Genomic DNA, 20249 nt, shown 5'->3' on the forward strand with positions numbered 1-20249 from the left:
GGGACGACGCGTGTTTGGCAGGTTTCGCAAGCGGCAACAGCGGCAGGAGGCCCCCCAGGCCGCCAGTCCGAGCCAGGACCATGTGCTGATCGAGGCGGCCGGGCGCAGCCGGATCACCGAGGTCGCGGCGACCGCGCGCAAGGTGCCCTGGTCGCTCAACATGCTGCAGCTGCTGTGGGCGGCCGGCCCGGTGACCTTCCTCGCGATGCAGGGGGGCTATTTCCTGGGCTTTGGCCACGCCGCCCCGGCCCAGAATTTCATCTTTTTTGCCGTCTACACGCTGCTGTTCGGGGTGATTGGCCTGCTGGCGCGGTTTATTGCCGATGCCACGCGGGGCAAGCGGCAGGAGCGCTCACGCGATCAGCTGCGCAATACGATCGACTTTTTGCCGGACCTGCTGTTCGTGACCCGCGACCTGGCGATGGCCGAGATGGCGCCGGACATGCGGCGACGCAAGGCCGCCGAGGTTCTGCTTCATGAGGTGGATATCTCGCCGGAAGGCGTCGCGGTCGCGGTGCGCGAGATGACCGGCGATACCAGCCTCGCAGCAGCGGCCGAGCAGATCGAGATCTATCGTCGGCTGGGGCTGCGCTCGCGCGTCGCGGATCTGGTGGATGCCACTGCGGATGCTCGTCTGGCCGCGCTGGAAAAACTGCACCACGATGCCTCCGAACTGGCGGATCCGCTGCGCGACCGGCTTCAGGGCGTCGCGCCAACCCGTGAGGATGGCGTCCGGCGGATCGATCAATTTCTGGACCGCCTGTTTTCAGCGGCGGACTCGGATGACCTGTCGCGCTGCACACTGGATGATACGCAGGCCATGTTTGTACTGGCCTTCGAGATGGTCAACGGGCGGCAGATCCGGCGGCTGAGTTTCGAATGGTCGGGTGGTTGGCGGTTGGGGCATGCGCTGGATCGGCTGGAGTATCAGGGCAACCGTTTCCGCGTCGCTCAGGCGGGTGTGGTCAGTCGCCTGCGCTCGCTCGCGATGTTGCTGGCGCAAAGCCCGGCCAGTGGCCTGGATCCGCAGGTCCTGCGTTCGCCGACTCTGGGTATCGGGCGCGAGGTGCTGGATGCACTTTCGCAACTGGAACAGTCCCGCCCCGCTGTGAATTCGCCGGAAGGCCGCCTGCTGGGGCGGGCGCTGCGTCATGTCGAAGACCTGCGCGCGGCGCGGGACCAGCTCATGCAGGCGCAGAGTCGCTATACCGCCGCGGTCGAGCGCTGGGAGGCGCTGCGACGACAGCAGGTCGAGAGAAAGGGGCAGCAGAGCTGGTTCAAGCGCAGTGCGCGCGGTATCCGCGTGAGCGAGGAGGTGATCGAGCTGGCGGACGACCAGAAGCTGCGCCTGGCCGACCGGTTCTGTGAGTACCTGTCCGAGCTCGGCATCCGGCGCGAGGGCGACCTGTTCTACTTTGGTGGGCACCCACTGGATGCGGACACCGCCAAGCGCATCGGCATCCAGCTCGCACTGATTCTGGAGCCTCTGGTCGACCTGACCAACCCGAGTATCCAGCGCGCGATCTATGCGAATCCCGCCGCCTATCTCGGAGGCCTGTACGTCGGCATGAGTGCGGATGCCAAGGCGGGGTTGGGTTCGGCGATGGTGCGTATGGTGCGTCAGGATCTCAGCCGTATGGCGGAATGGCTGGCCCTGCGTCTGACGCGCATCTACCATCTGCCGCTGTCCGACTCCATGCGTGATTTCCTGGTACGGCAATATGGCGCCAATCCCGACCGCCTGGAGATGCTGGCCGCCCATCCGGTGGAGGAGGGCGCGCAGGCGGCGCCGGTGGCTTTGCGTGCCGAACGGTCGCCGGAATTTGACGCCATGCTGCAGGACAAGTCCTGGGGGCGGTTGCTCAAGAGCGGCGCACGTTATGTGCAGGCCGAGGCCCAGCGATCCTGACGCCGCGCATTTCCCGGGTCTGGTAATTTCTTGACCAACTGTGTAGGCTTTCGTGCGTTTTCTGGTGCCCCTCGGCGTGTCTCGCCGAGGGGTTAAACGGGAAGTTCGGTGAGCCCGCTACAGGTATCTGGATGCCTGCGGACGAATCCGACGCTGCCCCCGCAACGGTAATCGAGCGAGAGGCCATGACGGCCTCTGATGGTCGCGGCACACGCCACTGAACGGAATCGTTCGGGAAGGCGCCGCACCGGAACGCTCGTCAGCCCGGAGACCGGCCAGGGAATGATCGCGCGGCATGCGGCGGGCATGCGAGGCGGATGATCGGGCCTGGTCGCATAGCGGCTGTGCCCGGTCCCCCTCGTGTCTCTCTCCCCCCTGCCTGCGTGGTCCCGACGAATTTACGGCGTGCGGGCGGCTCGCCGGGAGACACGGACGACATGAAACGCACAGCACTTTCCACGGCCATCCTGCTGGCCACCACCCCGGTCCTCGCCGAGACGCCGGACGCCGATTCCGAAGCGCACACCCTCGACGTGGTCCAGGTCACGGCCGCGCGCGTCGCGCAGACGGTCGACGAGACCCTGTCCTCGGTCACCGTCATCGACCGCGAAGAGATCGAGCGCCTGCAGCCGCAGCAGTTCACCGACCTGCTGGAGGGCCGCGCCGGGATCGAGACCTCCCAGAACAGTGCGTTTGGCAAGACTACTTCGGTCTATACGCGTGGCACGAGTTCCGACCACACCCTGCTCCTGATCGACGGCGTGCGCATGGGGTCGGCCACCAGTGGCGGGGCAAGCTGGCAGTTCCTGCCACCGGAGGAGATCGAGCGCGTCGAAGTGGTGCGCGGACCGCGTACCAGCATCTACGGCTCCGACGCCATTGGCGGCGTGGTGCAGGTCTTTACCCGCGAGGGCCAGAAGGGGCCGCCCAGGGTCAACGCGTTTGTCGGGGGCGGCAGCTTCAACACCTGGGAAACGGGTGTGGGCGTCGCCGGCGGAACCGAGAACACGAACTACAGCTTCTCGCTCAGCCATTTCGAGACCGACGGCATCAATGTGCAGGATGACGTTGGAGACGATGACCGTGACGGCTACGACAACACCTCGCTTGCGACCAAGGTGACCCATCGACTAGACAATGGGATTGAGGTTTTCGGCAACGTACTGTACTCGGAAGGGGAGTCAGAGTTTGACAGTACGGAGGGAGATGACTACACCGACTTTGTCCATGCAGCCCTCCGTGCGGGGTTCCGCATCCCGGTGAATAACCGTTGGGATACTGAGCTGAGTGTTGCACATGCACGTGATGAAAATGATCGCTATGTGGATGGGGAATTCACATCGCGTTATGACACGAAGCGTGATTCGATCGACTGGTTGAACGAAATCGTCCTGTCGGACCAGCTGTTCCTCACGGCAGGCGTTGACGCCCGTGAGGACCGTATTCAGGTCGATGATCCTGGGCTAAGAGAGGGATTCGGTACGGACGAATATGAGGAGACCAGCCGCTACAACATTGGTGGGTTTGGGGTTCTCCAAGCCGATCTAGGCCGGCATACTTTGGAGGGTTCGTTACGATACGACGACAATGAACAGTTCGGTAGTAAAACTACCGGTCAAGTCGCCTGGGGATTCCAGGTCGCGGAAGCATGGCGACTGCGGGCTTCTTACGGGACAGCATTCAAGGCCCCAACGTTTAACGAACTTTACCATCCTGACATCGGGTTTTTCCGCGGCAACCCTGACCTTGATCCAGAGGAATCTGAAACTTTCGAAATAGGGGCCCGTTATTCGGCGGGATCCGGATATCTTGATTTGAGCGCTTTCGAGACACGAGTTGAAAACTTGATTGCAGGGTTCGCTCCACCGGAAAACGTTGAGGAAGCACGAATTCGGGGAGTCGAAGTGGATGGCCGATACGAATTTGGCCAATGGCTTTCAGGCGCTTCACTGACCCTACTGGATGCCCGAGACCGGGAAACGGGAAACGAGTTGCAGAGACGCTCTCCCATTACGGCCCGTATGGATCTCGATCGGAAGTTTCAGCGTTTCTCAATGGGCGGGTCGGTGATTGCGAAGAGCCGTTCGTATAACGACGCCAATAACGACGAGCGCCTTTCCGGCTACGGCCTGCTCAATCTGCGTGCGAGCTATCAGATTGCGCCGGAATGGCAGATTCAGGCTACGGTCAATAACGTGTTCGACAAGGACTACGAGACCGCCGGAGGGTACAACCAGCCGGGTCGGGCCGCTTTCGTCAAGCTGCGCTACCAGCAGAGGTGATGCATGGGTAATCGACTGTCAAAGATTGCGACCCGCACGGGTGACGAAGGCCGGACTGGCCTGGGGGATGGCTCGCGGGTGGGTAAGGACAGCCACCGCGTCGAGGCGTTTGGTGACGTGGACGAGCTGAACAGTGTCGTGGGCCGGGTCCTGGTCCACGATCTCCCGGAAGAGGTTCGGCGCGTGCTGGCCCTGGTTCAGCACGAGCTGTTCGACCTGGGGGCGGAGCTGGCGGTGCCGGGGCATCAGGCGCTACCGGATGCCTCTGTCGAGCGGCTCGATGTCGAGCTGGAAAGCTTCAACGCCGATCTGCCGCCGCTCGAGGAGTTCATCCTGCCGGGCGGTGGCCCGGCCACGGCCGACTGCCATATCGCCCGTACGGTATGCCGCCGTGCGGAACGTCGTCTGGTGGCGGTGAATCACCATGAGGCGCTGCGGCCGAGTTCACTGGCCTACATCAACCGCCTGTCGGATCTTCTGTTCGTGCTCTGCCGTGTGCTTGCACGTCACGAGAACGGCGCGGAAGTCCTCTGGCAGCCGGCCAACAAACGCGGCTGATTGCATCTGCCGTTGCTGGTTTTCGGGTGCCGTTTCCACGGCACCTTCCTGCGTATAACGGATTGGCGACGCCACCATTGCACCGGTGGCGTCGCCCCATCGAATTTTCTTCGGGGTTTATCGCATGTCCTTCTGGAAACGCAGCCTGGTCCTGCTGATCGTCGGCCTGTGGAGCACGCCCGTATGGGCAGGGCCCCAGATCGTCGGCATCGTCTCCGAGCGCTCGGCCCCCGAGGTGGCCGCCGGTGCGCATCGATTCCTGGAGGCCGTGCCGGATGCCGAGGTGGTGCTGCGCACGCCTGAGCAGCTGGCGGACAAGTCGGACTCGTCAATCCGGGCGTTGTGGCGCGATGCCGACGCGGTGCTCGTGGCAGCGGTGTTCGGGGACCAGGCCGGTCGTCTCGAACGTCTGCTGCGCGAAGAGGCACCGGCCGAGTCAGCGCCGATCCTTGCAATCAACAGCGAACGGCGCCTGACCGCGCTGTCCCGCATCGACGGCCAGGCGGTGCTGGAGGAGCTGGACGAGGAGGCCCGGACCGAACTGACCGAGAACCCTGAAGCGGGCGAGGATCCGCGCGAGCACCTGGCCCGGCAGCAGGAGCGCTTCTCAAACCAGGCCGACTGGCTAACCGGACGTGCGTTCTATCAGGGCCGCACACCGGAGAACATGGAGGGTCTGATGCGCTGGCTGGGCGCTCGGGGCGGGCACTCGATTGACGTGCCGGAACCGGATCCGCGCGAGACCATCCGCTATTACCGGGATGGCCAGTCGGTGGCCGACCCGGGGGATCTTGGCCTGGATGCCAGGCCGGCCGTGGCCGTGCTGGACCTGGATACCGGTGACCGTCCCGGTGACCGCGAGCTTCTGGATGCGACCTGCGAGGCGCTGGAGGCCCGGGATACCCAGTGCTTCGCGGTCCTCGCGCGCTGGGGTGGGGCCAGCCGCGAGGCAGTCGAGAACCTCGCCGCATCGGCGGCACCCGCCGAGCTGAGCGGGATCGTCAGCCTGCAGGACTTCGTAGTGGGCGGCGGTGGCAACCGCGAGGCGGTGGCCGAGGCCTTCGCCGAGCTGGATGTCCCTGTGGTCAAGGGGATTCGTCTGGCGGACGTGAGCGAGACCGAGTGGCGGCTCTCGCACGAGGGCATCCCCTGGGACAAGGTCCACTATCACGTGGCCATGCCGGAATTGCAGGGCGCCAGTCAGCCGATGGTGCTGGCGACTGCGGGCGAGCCCACGCAGGACGAACGCACTGGCGTGCGATTGGCGCTGCCCGAACCGGTGGGCGAGCGGGTGGAGGCCCTGGCCGACCGGATGCAGCGCTGGAACCGGCTGCGCCAGCTGGACAACACAGACAAGCGGGTCGCGGTCGTGTACTACAACCATCCGCCCGGTCGCCAGAACATTGGCGCCGACAAGCTGGATGTCCCGGAATCACTGCTGGAGATCCTGCAACGGCTGGAGGCCGCCGGGTATGACCTCGGGGACGAGGTGCCGGAGGATGCCGAGGCCCTGCTGGACATGATCCAGGACCGGGCGGTGAATCTGCCGGAACAGGCGGACGCGCTGGACGCGATCGCCGGCCGGGTCGCCTCGCTGGATCGAGATCAGTACCAGGCGTATTTCGACGGCTTGCCTGCCGCGGTGCAGGCGGAGCTGGTCGACGGACCGATCGGCTACCTGCAGGCGCGTCTGGAGGCGGCCAGGGACGCGGACAAGCACGAACTGGCGGAGGCCGCGCTGGACAGCGGTGTCGGCGATCTACGGCATATGCTCGAGAGCTACCCGCACGACGCCCAGGAACGGGCGCTGGACCTGCTCGCCCAATACGAGGCCGCCTGGGAGGCCACGCTGGCCGGTGAAGACGAACACGAAACCACCGAACAGCTGCGCAAGGCCCTGGTGCGTACAGGCATCCCGGGTCTGACCGGATGGGGCGAGCCGCCGGGCGAGGCCATGACGCGCGACGGCGAGATGCTCTTCCCCGGCATCGAGTTCGGCAACGTGTTCATCGGCCCGCAGCCGCCGCGCGGGTGGGAGGTCAGCGAGCGCTTGCTGCATGCGAACACGACCTTCCCGCCGACTCACCAGTACGCCGGTTTCTATCACTGGATTCGCGAGCACTTCGAGGCGGATGCGCTGGTCTACGTCGGACGTCATTCCACTCGCGAGTTCCTCCCGCGCCGCCGCGCGGGTCTCGCCCCGGACGACTACCCCGAGATCCTCGGCGGTGACCTGCCGATCATCTATCCCTACATCGTCGATGGTGTCGGCGAGGGCATCCAGGCCAAGCGGCGGGCGATGGGCGTGATGATCAGCCACCTGACGCCGCCGCTGGCGGCCACCGAGCTCTACGACAGCCTGCTGGAACTGCGCCAGCTGGTGGAGACCTACGAGGCCGCGGCCCAGCCCGATGCGGCCACCCGCTCGCGCGCCGCCCAGACGCTGCGCGAGCGTATCGACGAGCTGGGCCTGACCGAGACCATCGAACGCGAACTGGCGCGCGGCCATCACCATCACGGCCACGACGACGGAGATGGGCACCACGATGACCACTCCGACGGGCATGAGCAGGACGGTGGCCATGGACATGACGACCATGGCAGGGACGATGATCATGGGGATGACCACGGGCACGACCACGGTGACACTCCGCTCGCGGAGATGGATGAAGAGCTGCTGGTGCACGAGATCGGCCACTACCTGACCGACATGCAGGAGGACCAGATGCCGCTGGGTCTGCATGTGTTCGGTCGCGACTGGTCGGACGAAGCCGTGGACACGATGCTCGAGTCGATGGCCGGGGATGGTGAGGCCGGTGACGACTGGGACGCCAGGCTGCGGGGTTCGCCCGCCAGTGAACGCGCCCATCTGCTGGCCGCCCTGGAGGGTCGGTTCGTGCCACCGGGTCAGGGCAACGATCCGATCCGCACGCCGGATGTACTGCCCACCGGGACAAACTTCCATGCCCTGTCGGCGGACCTGGTGCCAACACGAATCGCCTGGGGCATCGGTCAGGAACTCGCCGCGGATGCCCGCGAGCACGGTGATCCGGAAGCGGATGGCAGTGAGGCCATCATCCTCTGGGCCTCCGACACCGTACGTGACGAGGGGGTGATGATCGCCTTCGGCATGGACATGCTTGGAATCCGGCCCGCCTGGAACAGTCGCGGGATCGTCGAGGGTCTGGAGCGCATGGATCTCGACGAGGCCGGGCGCGACCGTCGCCGGGATGCCCTGTTCACCACCTCCGGGCTGTTCCGCGATCTCTACGAGGACCAGCTCGTGTGGCTGGACCGGGCCGCACGGCTGGCGCTGGATGGCGCCTCGGAGACCATCCTCGAGGAGCACCCGGAACTGGAAGAGGCACTGGAAGCAGCCCTCGCTCCGCTGGCGGAGGATCTGCGCGATCCCGGCGGCGAGTCGTTGGCGCGTAATGATGTCGCCGCGCAGTGGGTGGAGGACACCGAGGCCTTGCGCGCGGCCGGACTGGACGGTGCCGCCGCCGGGGAGCAGGCCGCGTTGCGCGTGTTCGGCACCGCACCGGGGGCGTACGGCGCCGGGGTCAACCGCCTGGCGGACCGTTCCGGCGCCTGGGAGGATCGCGCCGAACTGGGCGCGGCCTACCTGCGCCGCATGGGGCATGCCTACGGCACAACGGCATCCGGCGATGCGGCACACGAGGCGTTCGAGTCGCGCGTGGCCGGGGTCGGGCGCACCTATCTGGGCCGTGCCTCGCACCTGTACGGGCTGCTGGACAACGACGACGGCTTCGATTTCCAGGGTGGGCTGTCCACTGCCGTGGAAAGCCTGCGCGGCGAGGTGCCGGACAACCGCGTGCTGCAGCATGCCGACCCGGACAACCCGCAGGTGGAGACGCTGGGGCGCGCGCTGATGCGCGAGCTGCAGGGGCAGAACCTGAACCCGCAGTGGATCGAGCCGCTGATGGATCACGGTTATGCCGGGGCCCGCACCATGGCCCGCGACTTCGTCGACAACCTTTGGGGCTGGCAGGCCACCAACCCCGAGATCGTGCGCTCCTGGGTCTGGGACGAGGTGCACGACATCTACCTGCAGGACCGGCACGGACTGGGCGTGGACGAATTTCTCGCCGACGGCCACAACGTGCATGTGAAGACCCACCTGCAGGCCGTGCATCTGGTGGCTGCCAGTCGCGGGTTCTGGGAGGCCGAGCCGGAGGTACTGGACGCCCTGTCCGAACGCTTCGCCGAATTGGTTGCGGAACACGGCCTGCCGGGCAGCGGGCACACGCGCCCCGACCACCCGATGCTGGACGAGGTGGCCGAGCGCCTGGAGGACCCCGAACTGCGCGAGGCCTTCGAGGCCGTGCGCGCGTCCGCGCAGATCGATCGTGCACAGGCGGAGGCCGACCCCAGTCGTGTCACCGAGATCCAGCCGCTGGAGGACCCGGACGCCCGGGAGATGCAGGAGATGCCGGAAGCGGCCGAGGCCGAGAGTGGCCAGGAGACCGGCGACGAGGCAGCCGGCATGCCCTGGCTTCCCTGGCTAGTCGCCGCCGCGCTGTTCCTGCTGCTGATTGGCGGTATCGCCGCAGGCCGCCGCCGATAACCGCCGCTTGGGCATCTCCTGTAGGAGGCCAGCCCCCTGGCCGATGGGCCGCCGGATATACCCCATCGGCCAGAGGGCTGGCCTCCTACACAGGAAGGTGAGAAGCGCTGAACAAAGGTTAGTGAGGTAAACGCGAATGCCGTTCTCGATCACGATGGAACTGATGGATACCGTAGTGCGCTGGCTGCTGGAGCCGGTGATTGTCGGCCTGCTGGTGCTGGTGGCGGTCGCCGTCTGGGAGTTTGGGCTCGCACTGGGCGAACGCTCCGGCGGGGTGCGCCGGCTGGAGGCCACCGGCGATGCCGAGCGCCTGGCCTACCGCGCACGGCGCCGCATTGACCGCGCGGATCTGCTGGCACGCATCGGCCCGATGCTCGGGCTGATGGGGACGCTGATCCCGCTGGGTCCAGGGCTGGCCGCGATGGGCCGGGGCGAACTGGAAATCCTCGCTCAGGCCGTTACGGTGGCGTTCAACACCACGGTGCTGGGGCTGCTGGTTGGCATCCTCGGTTTCCTGCTCGGACGCCTCCGGCGGCGCTGGTATGACGCCGCGATGGAGCGCCTGGAGGCGGCGGCATGAGGGTCCCGCACTACCGCGCCAGCCGCTTCGATGCCCCTGACGAGGAACCAATGGGGCCATTGGCCAACCTGGCCGACATCATGCTGGTGTTCGCCGTCGGCCTGATGGTGGTGATGGCCGCCTCGGGGAGTGGCCTGGAACCGGCCAGCGGCGGCGCCGAGATCGAACCAGGGCGCGAGATCCCGGACCCGCCCGAGGGTGCCGGCGAGGCCGGCTCCGGCTTCGAGTCGATGGGCCAAGTCTACCGTGACCCGGAGACCGGACGAATGATCCTGATCGGCGAGTAGGCCCGCCCCCTGCGCACCCCGAACAAGCAATGAACTCAAGGAGTACATCAACATGACCGACGACACCGAAGCGGCACGCGCCGAACGCCACGCCCAGCGCATGGCCCGCAAGAAGGAGATCGTGGATCGCAAGATTGCCGAGGCCCAGGAAGAAAAGGGCGTGTTCCTGATCCTGACCGGAAACGGCAAGGGCAAGAGCTCCTCCGGCTTCGGCATGGTCGCGCGCGCCCTGGGGCACGGCATGCAGGTCGGCATCGTGCAGTTCATCAAGGGTCAGTTCGCCACCGGCGAGGAAGCCTTTTTCCGGGGGCAGGACAACGTGCAGTACCACGTGATGGGCGAGGGCTACACCTGGGAGACCCAGGACCGCGAGAAGGACGTGGCGGCGGCCCGCGAGGCCTGGGCGCATGCCCGCGACATGCTGCGCGACCCGAACGTCGACCTGGTGCTGCTCGACGAGCTGCACATCGCGCTGAAATATCAGTACCTGGATGTGGACGAGGTGCTGGAAGATCTCGCCAATCGCCCGCCGATGCAACACGTGATCACCACCGGTCGCGCCGCGCCCAAGGCTCTGATCGAGGCCGCCGACACCGTCAGCGAGATCGGTGTGGTCAAGCACGCCTTCCAGGCCGGCATCAAGGCGCAGAAGGGGATCGAGCTGTGAGTGTGAGCTGCCCCGCCGCGTTCGTGGCGGCGCCGGCCTCGGGCCAGGGCAAGACCACGATCACCGCCGCCATCGCCCGCTACCACCGCAACCAGGGTTTGCGAGTGCGCGTGTTCAAGACCGGCCCCGACTTCCTCGACCCGATGATCCTGGAACAGGCCTCCGGGCATCCGGTCGACGCCTTGCATCTGTGGATGGTCGGGGAAGAAGCCTGTCGAGCGATGCTGTACGAGGCGGCCCAGGAGTCCGATCTGATCCTGGTGGAAGGCTCGATGGGGCTGTTTGACGGGGATCCGTCCGGTGCGGATCTGGCCCAGGCCTTCGGCTTGCCGATCCTGGCCATGGTGGATGCCAGTGGCATGGGCCAGACCTTCGGGGCGCTGGTGCATGGCTTGTCGACCTACCGTCCGGGCCTGTCGTTTGCCGGCGTGATTGCCAACCGGGTGGGCAGTCCCGGCCATGCGCGGATGCTGGAGGATTGCACCCCGGAGGCGATCCGCTTCTTTGGTGCTGTGCAGCGTAACGAGACGCTGAGTGTCCCGGATCGTCACCTGGGTCTGGTGCAGGCAGGCGAGATCGCCGATCTGGATGCGCGGCTGGAGGCGGCAGCGGCCGCGATTGAAGAGGCTGGGGTGACCGGACTCCCGGAGCCGGTGACCTTTCATCCAGAAACAATTGCGCCGACCGAGGCGGCGCTGTCCGGCGTGCGCATTGCGATCGCGCGGGATGCGGCTTTTGCTTTCATGTATCCGGCCAACCTGCGCCTGCTGGAGAAGATGGGCGCCGAACTGCGGTTCTTTTCCCCGCTTGCGGGGGACGGTTTGCCAGAGGCCGATGCCGTCTGGCTGCCGGGTGGCTACCCCGAGTTGTATCTGGATCAGCTGTCCGCCAATGCTGCCCTGAAGTCGGACCTGGAGGCCCATCATGCGGCGGGCCGCCCCATCCTGGCGGAGTGCGGGGGCTTTCTCTACCTGCTGGACGAACTGGCCGACCGCGAGGGCCATGCTGCGGCTATGGCCGGGCTGGTGCCGGGCAAAGCCCAGCTGGCGGACCGCCTGCAGGGTCTGGGTCTTCAGGCGGCCCCGCTGCCGGAGGGCGAGCTGCGCGGGCACACCTTCCATCACACCCACTCCGAGGTCGGGCTCGAGCCCTATGGCCATTGCTGGCGCGCGCGCGGGACGGGGTCGCAGGGCGAGGCGATCTATCGCGACGGCCGCCTGACCGCGACCTATCTGCATGCCTGGTTCCCCTCCAACCCGGAGGCCACGGCCCAGCTGTTTCGAGCATGAGTGATCGACCGCGGGACAATGTGACGCGGATCGAGCCCGGGGCGCGCGCCGGGGCCCGCCTCCCGTTGTGCGGCGAGCGAAAGCCCGGTTGCGTGGATCTGGTCGGGGCAGGGCCGGGCGATCCGGGCTTGCTGACACTGGACGCCGCCGCAGCGATGCAGCACGCCGATGTCCTGCTGCACGACCGCCTGATCCCGGAGGCGATCCTCGATCTGGCCAACCCGGAGGCGCAACGCCTGTATGTGGGCAAGGCCCGCTCACGGCACAGCTGCGATCAGGGGGATCTGAACGATCGCATGGTTGCACTGGCCCGGGAGGGGCACTATGTGGTGCGCCTGAAGGGCGGCGACCCGTTTGTCTACGGGCGGGGTGGCGAGGAGGCTGCCGCGATTGCCGCTGCCGGGGTGCCCGTGCGCATCGTGCCGGGGATTACCGCGGCGGGTGGTTGTGCGGCCTATGCAGGAATCCCGCTGACCCATCGCGATCATGCCTATCGCTGCCAGTTTGTTACCGCCCACCGGCGTGCCGGCGAGACCGATCTGGACTGGGCCTCGCTGGTCCATCCGCAGCAGACCCTGGTTGTCTACATGGGGCTGCATACCCTGGCCGAGGTCTGCGGCGAGATGATGGCGGCGGGTGCGGATGGCGCGATGCCGGCCGCGCTGGTTGAACAGGGGACGCGACCGGGCCAGCGTGTCATCGAAGGCGTTCTGGCCGATCTCCCCGCGCGGGTGGCGGATCTGGATATCCAGTCGCCGGCGCTGCTGATCGTGGGCGAGGTCGTGCGTCTGCGCGAGACGATCGCCATGCAGGGTGCCGAGTCCGTCCCGGGAGCGCATGAAACCGGCTGAGCAGAACAGCTCGGCGGGCGCCATGCGCCCGGAGACTCCCGAGACCAGCGGGCGTCTGCGCACGGGGCTGACCACCGGTGTGTGTGCGACCGCCGCCGCCGTTGCCGGCGCACGCTGGCTGCTGGAGGGGCGGCGGCTCGAGATGGTGGAAGTCATCCTGCCGAAGGGGCAGGTGGTGAGCCTGACACTGAACGACCTCGAACCCACTCCGGGTGGCGCGGTTGCCGGGGTCATCAAGGATGCCGGCGACGACCCGGATGCCACCCACGGGGCCCGAGTTTGGGTGGAGATAAACCTGTGCGGTGCGCCCGGTGTCGAGTTCGTGGCGGGTGCCGGGGTCGGGACGGTTACACGCCCGGGCCTGGTGCTGGAGCCGGGCGAGGCCGCCATTAATCCGGTCCCACGACGCATGATCCAGGGGCATCTGGAGACATTCGCTGCAGCCGCCGGGTACAGCGGGGGCTTCAGGGTTACGGTTGGCGTGGACGGTGGCGAGCGCATTGCCGGGCGGACCATGAACGCTCGCCTGGGGATCCTCGGGGGGCTCTCGATCCTGGGCACGACCGGCATCGTCCGGCCATTCTCCTGCGCCGCCTATATCGCATCCATCCATCAGGCCATAGACGTGGCCCGCGCCAACGGTTGTCCGCGCGTGGCCTGCTGCACCGGGGGTACCAGCGAGGCCGCGATGCGTGAACAGTACGGTCTGGACGACATGGCGCTGATCGAGATGGGGGATCTGTTCGGGGCGGCACTGAAGTATCTGAGGCGTCACCCCCTGCCCGCGGTGGTGCTGGCCGCGGGGTTCGGCAAGCTCAGCAAATTCGCGGCCGGGCACCTGGATGCCCACAGCCGCAAGTCACGCATCGATCTCGACGCGCTGGCGGAGGAGGCGGCGGATCTGGGAGGCAGCCAGGCACTGGTCGCGCGCATCCGCGCGGCCAATACCAGCGCCCAGGCGCTTGCGGATTGCCTGGAGCAGGGTGTGGAGCTGGCCGACCGTATCAGTGCGCGCGCCTGGCAGCGGGCGCGCGGGATGCTGCCGGAGACCACGGCGCTGGAGGTCTGCGCGGTGGATCGGGCCGGACGCATCGTCGGGTTTGCCGATGGTGCCGGGGGGCTCGCGCCATGACGGCCGCCGCGATTGCCCTGCAGTCGGTGGCCAAGCGCTACGCCGGTGGCCGGGTTGGGCTGGCGAACGTGGATCTGGAGGTGCCGGCGGGCAGCTTTTTCGGCCTGCTGGGGCCGAACGGGGCTGGCAAGACCACTCTGGTGGGGTTGTTGACCACGCTGGTGCGGGCGGATCGGGGCTCGATCCGCGTCTGCGGGTACGACGTGGCCACGCAGGCGGTTGCGGCGAAGGCGTGCATGGGCGTGGTACCGCAGGAGGTCAACTTCAACAGCTTCGAACCGGTGGGCGAGATCGTCGAGGCCCAGGCGGCTTACTACGGGCTGTCCCCAAGGCGGGCGCGCGAGCGAACCGGCGAGGTGCTGGAACAGGCGGGGTTGCTGGACCGGCGCGAACAGTCGGCCTGGGGCCTGTCGGGTGGCATGAAGCGGCGGCTGATGATTGCCCGGGCCCTGGTGCACCGCCCCCGCGTCCTGCTCCTGGACGAGCCGACGGCGGGGGTGGACCTGGAGGGGCGCCATGCCACCTGGGAGCTGTTGCGTGGCTTGAACGCGGACGGCGTGACGATCCTGCTGACCACCCACTACCTGGAGGAGGCAGAGACCCTGTGCGACACCCTGGCGATCCTGGATCAGGGCGAGATCGTCGCGCGCGGTGATACGGGCGAACTGCTGCACGGGCTGAACGTGCAGACCCTGGTGCTGGAACTGAGCATGCCGCTGGACGCGGCCCCGGCGCTGGACGGTTTGGCGATTCGTTTGAATGATCGCTGGACCCTGGAGGTCGACCTGCCGCAGGGCATGGAGGTGAATGACCTGTTCGACCGCCTGGGCGCAAGCGGGGTGCGTGTCGCGGGAGTCCGCAACAAGCGCAACCGGCTCGAGTCGCTGTTCCTGCAGCGCATCGCGGAACGCGCTGCCGCCCCGCCGGGGAGGGAGACATGAGGCTCGCGGCGTACGGATTTGCCTATCGCGGGATGGTGGTCAAACAGGTGCGGCGTTTCCTGCGCGCCTGGGTGCAGAACCTCCTGCCATCAGTGGTGACGACGGTCCTGTTCCTGGTGATCTTCGGTCACCTGATCGGGCGCGAGCTCGGCACCATGCGGGGGGTCGATTACGCTGATTTTATCCTGCCCGGCCTGATCATCCTGGCGGTGGCCACCAATGCCTACAGCAATGTGACACTGGCGTTCTACGGGGCGCGGCTGCAGCGACATATCGAGGAGCTGCTGGTCGCGCCGCTGCCCGCCTGGCTGATTGTGGCCGGCTTCGCCACCGGTGGTGTCATCCGGGGCCTGCTGGCCGGGGCGCTGGTCGCGCTGGTCGCGATTCCGTTTACCAATCTCCAGTTGCACCACCTGGCGGCCACGCTGGGGATCGCGCTGATCAGCGCCTTGCTGTTCGCCCTGGCCGGGCTCCTGAACGGCCTGTATGCGCGCAGCTTCGACCATACCTCCGTGGTGGCCACGTTCGTGCTGACCCCGCTGATCTACCTGGGCGGCCTGTTCTACCCGGTAGAACGGATGCCCGAGCCCTGGCAGTCCCTGGCCGTACTCAACCCGCTTTATTACATGATCGAGGGCTTTCGCTACGGCCTGCTGGGGACCGGCTCCTTTGCCTGGGCCGCGACCTTCTGGGTCCTCGCAGGGGCAACCCTCGTCGTTGGCGTGCTGGCCTGGGCCCTGGTCGCCCGCGGCGTGCGGATCCGGACATGAGTGGGGGCGGGGTGCAGCGATGAGTGCCGATCATTCGCGGGTGCGCCGGGCCTGTCCGGGGGTGGCCGCGCCGATGGCCACCGGGGACGGTCTGTTGATGCGGGTGCGTCACCCGATCGAGGGGCTGGATGCGGGGCAGGCGGAGACCATTGCGGAGGTGGCGCGGCGTTGTGGGTCCGGTGTCCTCGAGCTGACCAGCCGCGGCAATCTGCAGCTGCGTGGTTTGGACGCGGCGGGCCTGGAGCCGGCGCGCGCCGAGCTGGAGGGGGCGGGGTTGGCAGATCGCGATCCTGCGGCGGAGGCGGTGCGTAATGTCCTGGCGGCCCCGGTGACGGATATCGACCCGGAGGCGGCCATGGATGTGCAGCCGGTCGCGCGGGATCTCGTGCGAGCACTGGGGGAGCACCCGCGCTTGCGGGCATTGCCCCCGAAGGTGGGGGTGGTGGTGGAGGCGGGTGGCGGTTTGCCGCTGGATGGGGTGCCGGCGGATTTGCGACTGGAGGCCTGTACGGCGCTGGGAGGGGTGTGGTTCCGAGTGGCCTTGGGGGCGTCCAGTCGCACGGCCACGGTGCTGGGCTGGACACGCGCGGAGAATGTGGTGGACGTCGCCCTCGCGGTGTTCGAACGCTTCGTTGCGTTGCGCGAGGGCGATGTGGATCCGCCGGGACGGCTCGCGGGTGCCGTAGCCCGATGGGGCCCGGAGGCGTTGACGCCGCCCGGGCTGGAGCGGGTGCTCCCGGGCGGGGACTGGGTCGCGGCGCGGATCCCCGAATACGCGGATGCCGGGATGGGGACGTGCCTGAACGGGCGCGCCTTCGGGATCGCGTTTCCGTTCGGTGCCCTGCGCGCCGAGGCGCTGCAGGGGCTGGCCGAGCACATTCGGGCGCACGACGGACGCCTGCGCCTGACACCGTGGCGCAGCCTGCTTCTGACCGGGGTACCTCCTGTGGAGCCGGACCGTGTCGCCGAGTGGGGTGGCGTGACCGATCCGGACGACCCGCGCCTGGCGGTGAGTGCCTGTATCGGGCAGACGGGTTGCTCCGCGGGCAGTACCGCCACGCGGGCGGATGCCGAGAGGGCCGGGGTCGCTGCCTGCGGGTTGCTTGCGGGGGGCGGGCAAGTACATGTGAGTGGCTGCGACAAGCACTGTGGGCGTCCCGCGAATGCGCAGGTCCTGCTCACGGCGTGGGAAGGCCGCTATGAGCTCTCGCTGCAACGCGCCCCCGCGCGATGGGAGACCGTGCTGACGAGGCTGGCGCCGGGGCAGGTCGAGCCGGCCCTGGCAGCCCTCGATGCCATCGCCCGCGAAGAGGGTGGCCGGCATGAGTCGGGGCTCGAGGCCCTGCAACGGTTGGAGGGAACAGCGCTGACGAGACGTATGAACGCGATGATGAACAACGGAGATCCAGCATGACGCAGAGCGATACGGCCGGGGCCGTACCCGACTATATCCGCGACGGGGCGGCCATCTATCGGGAGTCGTTTGCGATTATCCGATCCGAGGCGGAACTGGACCGCTTTCCGCAGGAGCTGGTGCCCGCGGTGGTGCGCATGATCCACGCCTGCGGCATGACCGACCTGCCACGGGACGTCGGGTTTTCGGCCGGCGTGGCCCGGGCGGCCACTGATGCGCTGGCCGCCGGCGCGCCGATCCTGTGCGACAGCAACATGGTGGCCCACGGGATCACTCGGACCCGGCTACCGGCGGACAACCCGGTGATCTGCAGCCTGCGGGAGGAGGGTGTGGCGGCGGCCGCCGAACGCCTGGGTACCACGCGATCGGCGGCCGCCCTGGAATGGTGGCGACCGCATCTGGAGGGTGCGGTCGTGGCCATCGGGAATGCACCCACGGCCCTGTTTCACCTGCTGGAGATGCTGCACCAGGGCGCGCCACGTCCGGCCGCGGTACTCGGTATCCCGGTGGGCTTTGTCGGTGCGGTGGAGAGCAAGGAGGCGCTGGCCGCCAGCCCGCTGGACCTCGAGTACCTGACCATCTTCGGACGTCGCGGTGGCAGCGCCATGGCCGCGGCGGCCATCAATGCCTTTGCGAGTGACCGGATATGACGACTTCTCCCCCTGTGAATGGATCCCCGGAGGCGGGCTGCCTGTATGGAGTCGGCACCGGGCCTGGCGATCCCGAGCTGCTGACGTTGAAGGCCGCGCGTCTGATCGCACAGAGTCCGGTAGTGGCCTACTTCTGCCGCCGTGGCGGGCGCGGTCAGGCGCGTGCGATCGTGGATGCCCACCTGGGTACCGGCCAGTGCGAGATGCCGCTGGAGTACCCGGTGACCAACGAGATTCCGCACGGCTCCGAGGAATACCGCCGCCGCATCGAACAGTTCTTCGACGCCTGTGCCGAGCAGCTGGCGGCCGAACTGGAAGCCGGGCGCTCGGTCGTGGTGCTGAACGAGGGCGACCCGTTCTTCTACGGCTCCTTCATGCACGTATACCTGCGGCTCAAGGAGCGCTTTCGCACGAGTATTGTGCCCGGAGTGACTTCGATGATGGCCTCTGCCGCCCAACTGCCAACTCCGTTGACCATGCGCGATGACCTGCTGACGGTGATCCCGGGCACGATGCCGATCGACGATCTGCGCCAGGCCCTGCAGGGGACGGATGCAGCGGTCATCATGAAAGTGGGGACCCATCGCGATGCGGTGGTCGGTGTCCTGCAGGAGCTGGGGCTGAGTGAGCGCGCCTGGTACGTGGAACGCGCGAGCACCGCCGAGGAGCGGGTCCTGCCGCTGTCCGAGATCCCGGAACGGGTGCCCTATTTCTCGATGATCGTGATCCCCGGGCGCGGGGTTCGGCGATGAGCGGGGATGGCGGTCCGGTGGTCGGTCGGTTGAGTGTGGTCGGGGTGGGTCCGGCGGGGCCGGAATGGATCACACCGGAGGTCGCTGCCCGTCTCGAAGCGGCCACCGATCTGGTGGGGTACGGGCCGTACCTGGAACGGATTGCGGGCCCTCATCACCGTGTTCACGCCTCGGATAACCGCGAGGAACTGGCGCGTGCGATGCACGCCCTGGACATGGCCGCGGAGGGGCGGGACGTGGTCGTGGTCTCGGGGGGCGACCCGGGCGTATTCGCCATGGCGGCGGCGGTCTTCGAGGCGCTGGAAGGGGCGCAGGCACAACGCTGGGCGGGAGTCGAGGTGGACGTGACTCCCGGGGTCTCGGCGATGCAGGCCGCCGCCGCGCGGCTGGGTGCGCCGCTGGGCAACGATTTCTGCGTGATTTCGCTGTCGGACAACCTCAAGCCCTGGTCGCTGATCCAGCGCCGGGTGCGGCTGGCGGCCGAGGCCGACTTCGCCATGGCGTTCTATAACCCGATCTCGCGCGCGCGACCATGGCAGCTTGGGGAGGCCCTGGGCATCGTGCGCGAGGCCCAGGGTCCGGACACCCTGGTCATGCTGGCCACCGCGGTGGGACGCGGCGAACGCGAAGACGTGCAGATCTCCACTCTCGGCGAGGTGGACCCGACGATGGCGAACATGAGCACGCTGGTGATCGTTGGCGCCGCCTCCACCCGGGTGCTGGAGCGCCCCTCCGGCCGGCGCCACGTGTACACCCCGCGTTATGTCGAGTCGGCGGAGTCGCGGTGAACGCGCGCGAGGCCTTCCAGCCACTCCAGGGCCGCCTGCGGGGCGTGGAAGCGGGGCACCCCGGGGGCGTCCGGCGGCCGGTCCACCATCACCACCGGGATGCCGCGTTCGCGGGCCGCCTGCAGCTTGGGGGCGGTGGCCTCGCCGCCGCTGTCCTTGGTGACCAGCACGTCGATAGCGTGGGTCTCCAGCAGCCGGTGCTCGTCGGCCAGGCTGAATGGGCCGCGGGCCCGCAGCCAGGTGACCCGGGGCAGCGCCGGCAACGGTTCGGGCGGGTCGATGGTGCGGATGACGTAGTCCAGCTCGGGCGCCGCCTCGAAGGCCTCCAGGTGCTGGCGCCCGGTAGTGATGAGCACGCGCCGGCCGAGGCCGGGGAGCGCGCAGGCGGCGGCCTCCAGGTCGGGCACGCGCAGCCAGTGATCCCCGGGGCCGGCCTGCCACGGCGGCCGGGTCAGCCGGGCCAGGGGTACGCCGGCGTGGCGCGTGGCGGCGACGGCATTGGCCGAGATCTGCCGCGCGAACGGGTGGGTCGCGTCCACCAGGGCGTCGACCGCGTGTTCGTGCAGCCAGGCGGCAAGGCCCTCGGCGCCGCCGAACCCGCCGGTGCGCCGCGGCAGTCGCGAGGGCGCGGGCCTGCGCGTGCGTCCGGCCAGCGACACGGTGGCGTGCAGCCGCGGGTGGCCGTCCAGCAGCGGTTCCAGCGCCGCGGCCTCGGTGGTGCCGCCCAGCAGCAGGATCTGCCGCGGGCGCGCCGCCCGGGGGCTGGAGTCAGGAGATGAACGGGAGCTCAT

The 20249-nt window shown here is 67.8% G+C and carries 17 protein-coding genes and 1 riboswitch; of the genes, 16 read left to right on the plus strand and 1 reads right to left on the minus strand.

The genetic code is table 11. From position 1 onward, the window contains the following. The first annotated feature begins 10 nt into the window (after positions 1-10). The 16 genes from F467_RS0106280 (at position 11) to cobJ (ending at position 19458) form a co-directional block, all read left to right on the plus strand. A complete protein-coding gene (locus F467_RS0106280) occupies positions 11-1909 on the plus strand; it encodes a hypothetical protein (RefSeq protein WP_018138710.1) in 1899 nt (632 codons plus the stop codon). Positions 1910-1954: 45 nt separating this feature from the next. Continuing rightward, positions 1955-2204, plus strand: a riboswitch (cobalamin riboswitch). 142 nt (positions 2205-2346) lie between these two features. After that, entirely contained in the window at positions 2347-4191 is a 1845-nt protein-coding gene (locus F467_RS0106285; protein WP_018138711.1) for a TonB-dependent receptor domain-containing protein, read from the plus strand. Positions 4192-4194: 3 nt separating this feature from the next. Then, entirely contained in the window at positions 4195-4749 is a 555-nt protein-coding gene (locus tag F467_RS0106290) for a cob(I)yrinic acid a,c-diamide adenosyltransferase (RefSeq protein ID WP_018875220.1), read from the plus strand. A gap of 124 nt (positions 4750-4873) precedes the next feature. Next, on the plus strand, positions 4874-9337 hold the full coding sequence (locus F467_RS0106295; protein WP_018138713.1) for a cobaltochelatase subunit CobN: 4464 nt from the start codon (positions 4874-4876) through the stop codon (positions 9335-9337). Positions 9338-9473: 136 nt separating this feature from the next. After that, entirely contained in the window at positions 9474-9917 is a 444-nt protein-coding gene (locus F467_RS0106300; protein WP_018138714.1) for a MotA/TolQ/ExbB proton channel family protein, read from the plus strand. Beyond that, complete coding sequence (locus F467_RS0106305) at positions 9914-10204, plus strand: DUF2149 domain-containing protein (protein WP_018138715.1); 291 nt, start codon at positions 9914-9916, stop codon at positions 10202-10204. The genes F467_RS0106300 and F467_RS0106305 overlap by 4 nt, the downstream gene beginning before the upstream one ends. A gap of 52 nt (positions 10205-10256) precedes the next feature. Beyond that, complete coding sequence (gene cobO, locus F467_RS0106310; RefSeq protein ID WP_018138716.1) at positions 10257-10871, plus strand: cob(I)yrinic acid a,c-diamide adenosyltransferase; 615 nt, start codon at positions 10257-10259, stop codon at positions 10869-10871. After that, a complete protein-coding gene (locus F467_RS0106315; RefSeq protein WP_018138717.1) occupies positions 10868-12160 on the plus strand; it encodes a cobyrinate a,c-diamide synthase in 1293 nt (430 codons plus the stop codon). The genes cobO and F467_RS0106315 overlap by 4 nt, the downstream gene beginning before the upstream one ends. Beyond that, positions 12157-13011, plus strand: a complete 855-nt coding sequence (gene cobA, locus F467_RS0106320; protein ID WP_018138718.1) for a uroporphyrinogen-III C-methyltransferase — start codon at positions 12157-12159, stop codon at positions 13009-13011. The genes F467_RS0106315 and cobA overlap by 4 nt, the downstream gene beginning before the upstream one ends. A 22-nt stretch (positions 13012-13033) precedes the next feature. Next, a complete protein-coding gene (locus F467_RS0106325; RefSeq protein WP_026182209.1) occupies positions 13034-14143 on the plus strand; it encodes a cobalt-precorrin-5B (C(1))-methyltransferase in 1110 nt (369 codons plus the stop codon). Then, positions 14140-15084, plus strand: a complete 945-nt coding sequence (locus F467_RS0106330; protein WP_018138720.1) for an ABC transporter ATP-binding protein — start codon at positions 14140-14142, stop codon at positions 15082-15084. Before F467_RS0106325 ends, F467_RS0106330 begins: the two co-directional genes overlap by 4 nt. Further along, positions 15081-15854, plus strand: coding sequence for an ABC transporter permease (locus F467_RS0106335; protein ID WP_018993136.1), 774 nt, complete (start codon positions 15081-15083; stop codon positions 15852-15854). Before F467_RS0106330 ends, F467_RS0106335 begins: the two co-directional genes overlap by 4 nt. Before the next feature lie 19 nt (positions 15855-15873). Next, positions 15874-17268 (plus strand): precorrin-3B synthase, encoded by a 1395-nt coding sequence (cobG, locus tag F467_RS0106340; protein WP_018138721.1) that lies wholly within the window; start codon positions 15874-15876, stop codon positions 17266-17268. Then, positions 17265-17918 carry a precorrin-8X methylmutase gene (locus F467_RS0106345; RefSeq protein WP_018138722.1) on the plus strand — a complete coding sequence of 218 codons (654 nt, stop codon included), beginning with the start codon at positions 17265-17267 and terminating at the stop codon, positions 17916-17918. The genes cobG and F467_RS0106345 overlap by 4 nt, the downstream gene beginning before the upstream one ends. Continuing rightward, positions 17915-18670: a precorrin-2 C(20)-methyltransferase gene (locus tag F467_RS0106350; RefSeq protein WP_038049631.1), complete on the plus strand. Its 756-nt coding sequence runs from the start codon at positions 17915-17917 to the stop codon at positions 18668-18670. Before F467_RS0106345 ends, F467_RS0106350 begins: the two co-directional genes overlap by 4 nt. After that, positions 18667-19458 (plus strand): precorrin-3B C(17)-methyltransferase, encoded by a 792-nt coding sequence (gene cobJ / locus F467_RS0106355; protein ID WP_018138724.1) that lies wholly within the window; start codon positions 18667-18669, stop codon positions 19456-19458. The genes F467_RS0106350 and cobJ overlap by 4 nt, the downstream gene beginning before the upstream one ends. Here cobJ and F467_RS0106360 read toward each other — a convergent pair. Then, positions 19431-20249, minus strand: coding sequence for a cobalt-precorrin-6A reductase (locus tag F467_RS0106360; protein ID WP_018138725.1), 819 nt, complete (start codon positions 20247-20249; stop codon positions 19431-19433). The two genes, cobJ and F467_RS0106360, sit on opposite strands and share 28 nt — an antisense overlap.

Source organism: Thioalkalivibrio sp. ALJ12, from assembly GCF_000378305.1.
Classification (GTDB): domain Bacteria; phylum Pseudomonadota; class Gammaproteobacteria; order Ectothiorhodospirales; family Ectothiorhodospiraceae; genus Thioalkalivibrio.

What these genes read in the sequence shown, in the direction of transcription:
- F467_RS0106285 (WP_018138711.1), top strand. Translation starts at nt 2,347, where the DNA reads ATGAAACGCACAGCACTTTCCACGGCCATCCTGCTGGCCACCACCCCG.
- F467_RS0106290 (WP_018875220.1), top strand. Translation starts at nt 4,195, where the DNA reads ATGGGTAATCGACTGTCAAAGATTGCGACCCGCACGGGTGACGAAGGC.
- F467_RS0106295 (WP_018138713.1), top strand. Translation starts at nt 4,874, where the DNA reads ATGTCCTTCTGGAAACGCAGCCTGGTCCTGCTGATCGTCGGCCTGTGG.
- F467_RS0106300 (WP_018138714.1), top strand. Translation starts at nt 9,474, where the DNA reads ATGCCGTTCTCGATCACGATGGAACTGATGGATACCGTAGTGCGCTGG.
- F467_RS0106305 (WP_018138715.1), top strand. Translation starts at nt 9,914, where the DNA reads ATGAGGGTCCCGCACTACCGCGCCAGCCGCTTCGATGCCCCTGACGAG.
- cobO (WP_018138716.1), top strand. Translation starts at nt 10,257, where the DNA reads ATGACCGACGACACCGAAGCGGCACGCGCCGAACGCCACGCCCAGCGC.
- cobA (WP_018138718.1), top strand. Translation starts at nt 12,157, where the DNA reads ATGAGTGATCGACCGCGGGACAATGTGACGCGGATCGAGCCCGGGGCG.
- F467_RS0106325 (WP_026182209.1), top strand. Translation starts at nt 13,034, where the DNA reads ATGCGCCCGGAGACTCCCGAGACCAGCGGGCGTCTGCGCACGGGGCTG.
- F467_RS0106330 (WP_018138720.1), top strand. Translation starts at nt 14,140, where the DNA reads ATGACGGCCGCCGCGATTGCCCTGCAGTCGGTGGCCAAGCGCTACGCC.
- F467_RS0106335 (WP_018993136.1), top strand. Translation starts at nt 15,081, where the DNA reads ATGAGGCTCGCGGCGTACGGATTTGCCTATCGCGGGATGGTGGTCAAA.
- cobG (WP_018138721.1), top strand. Translation starts at nt 15,874, where the DNA reads ATGAGTGCCGATCATTCGCGGGTGCGCCGGGCCTGTCCGGGGGTGGCC.
- F467_RS0106345 (WP_018138722.1), top strand. Translation starts at nt 17,265, where the DNA reads ATGACGCAGAGCGATACGGCCGGGGCCGTACCCGACTATATCCGCGAC.
- F467_RS0106350 (WP_038049631.1), top strand. Translation starts at nt 17,915, where the DNA reads ATGACGACTTCTCCCCCTGTGAATGGATCCCCGGAGGCGGGCTGCCTG.
- cobJ (WP_018138724.1), top strand. Translation starts at nt 18,667, where the DNA reads ATGAGCGGGGATGGCGGTCCGGTGGTCGGTCGGTTGAGTGTGGTCGGG.
- F467_RS0106360 (WP_018138725.1), bottom strand. Translation starts at nt 20,249, where the DNA reads ATGAGCTCCCGTTCATCTCCTGACTCCAGCCCCCGGGCGGCGCGCCCG.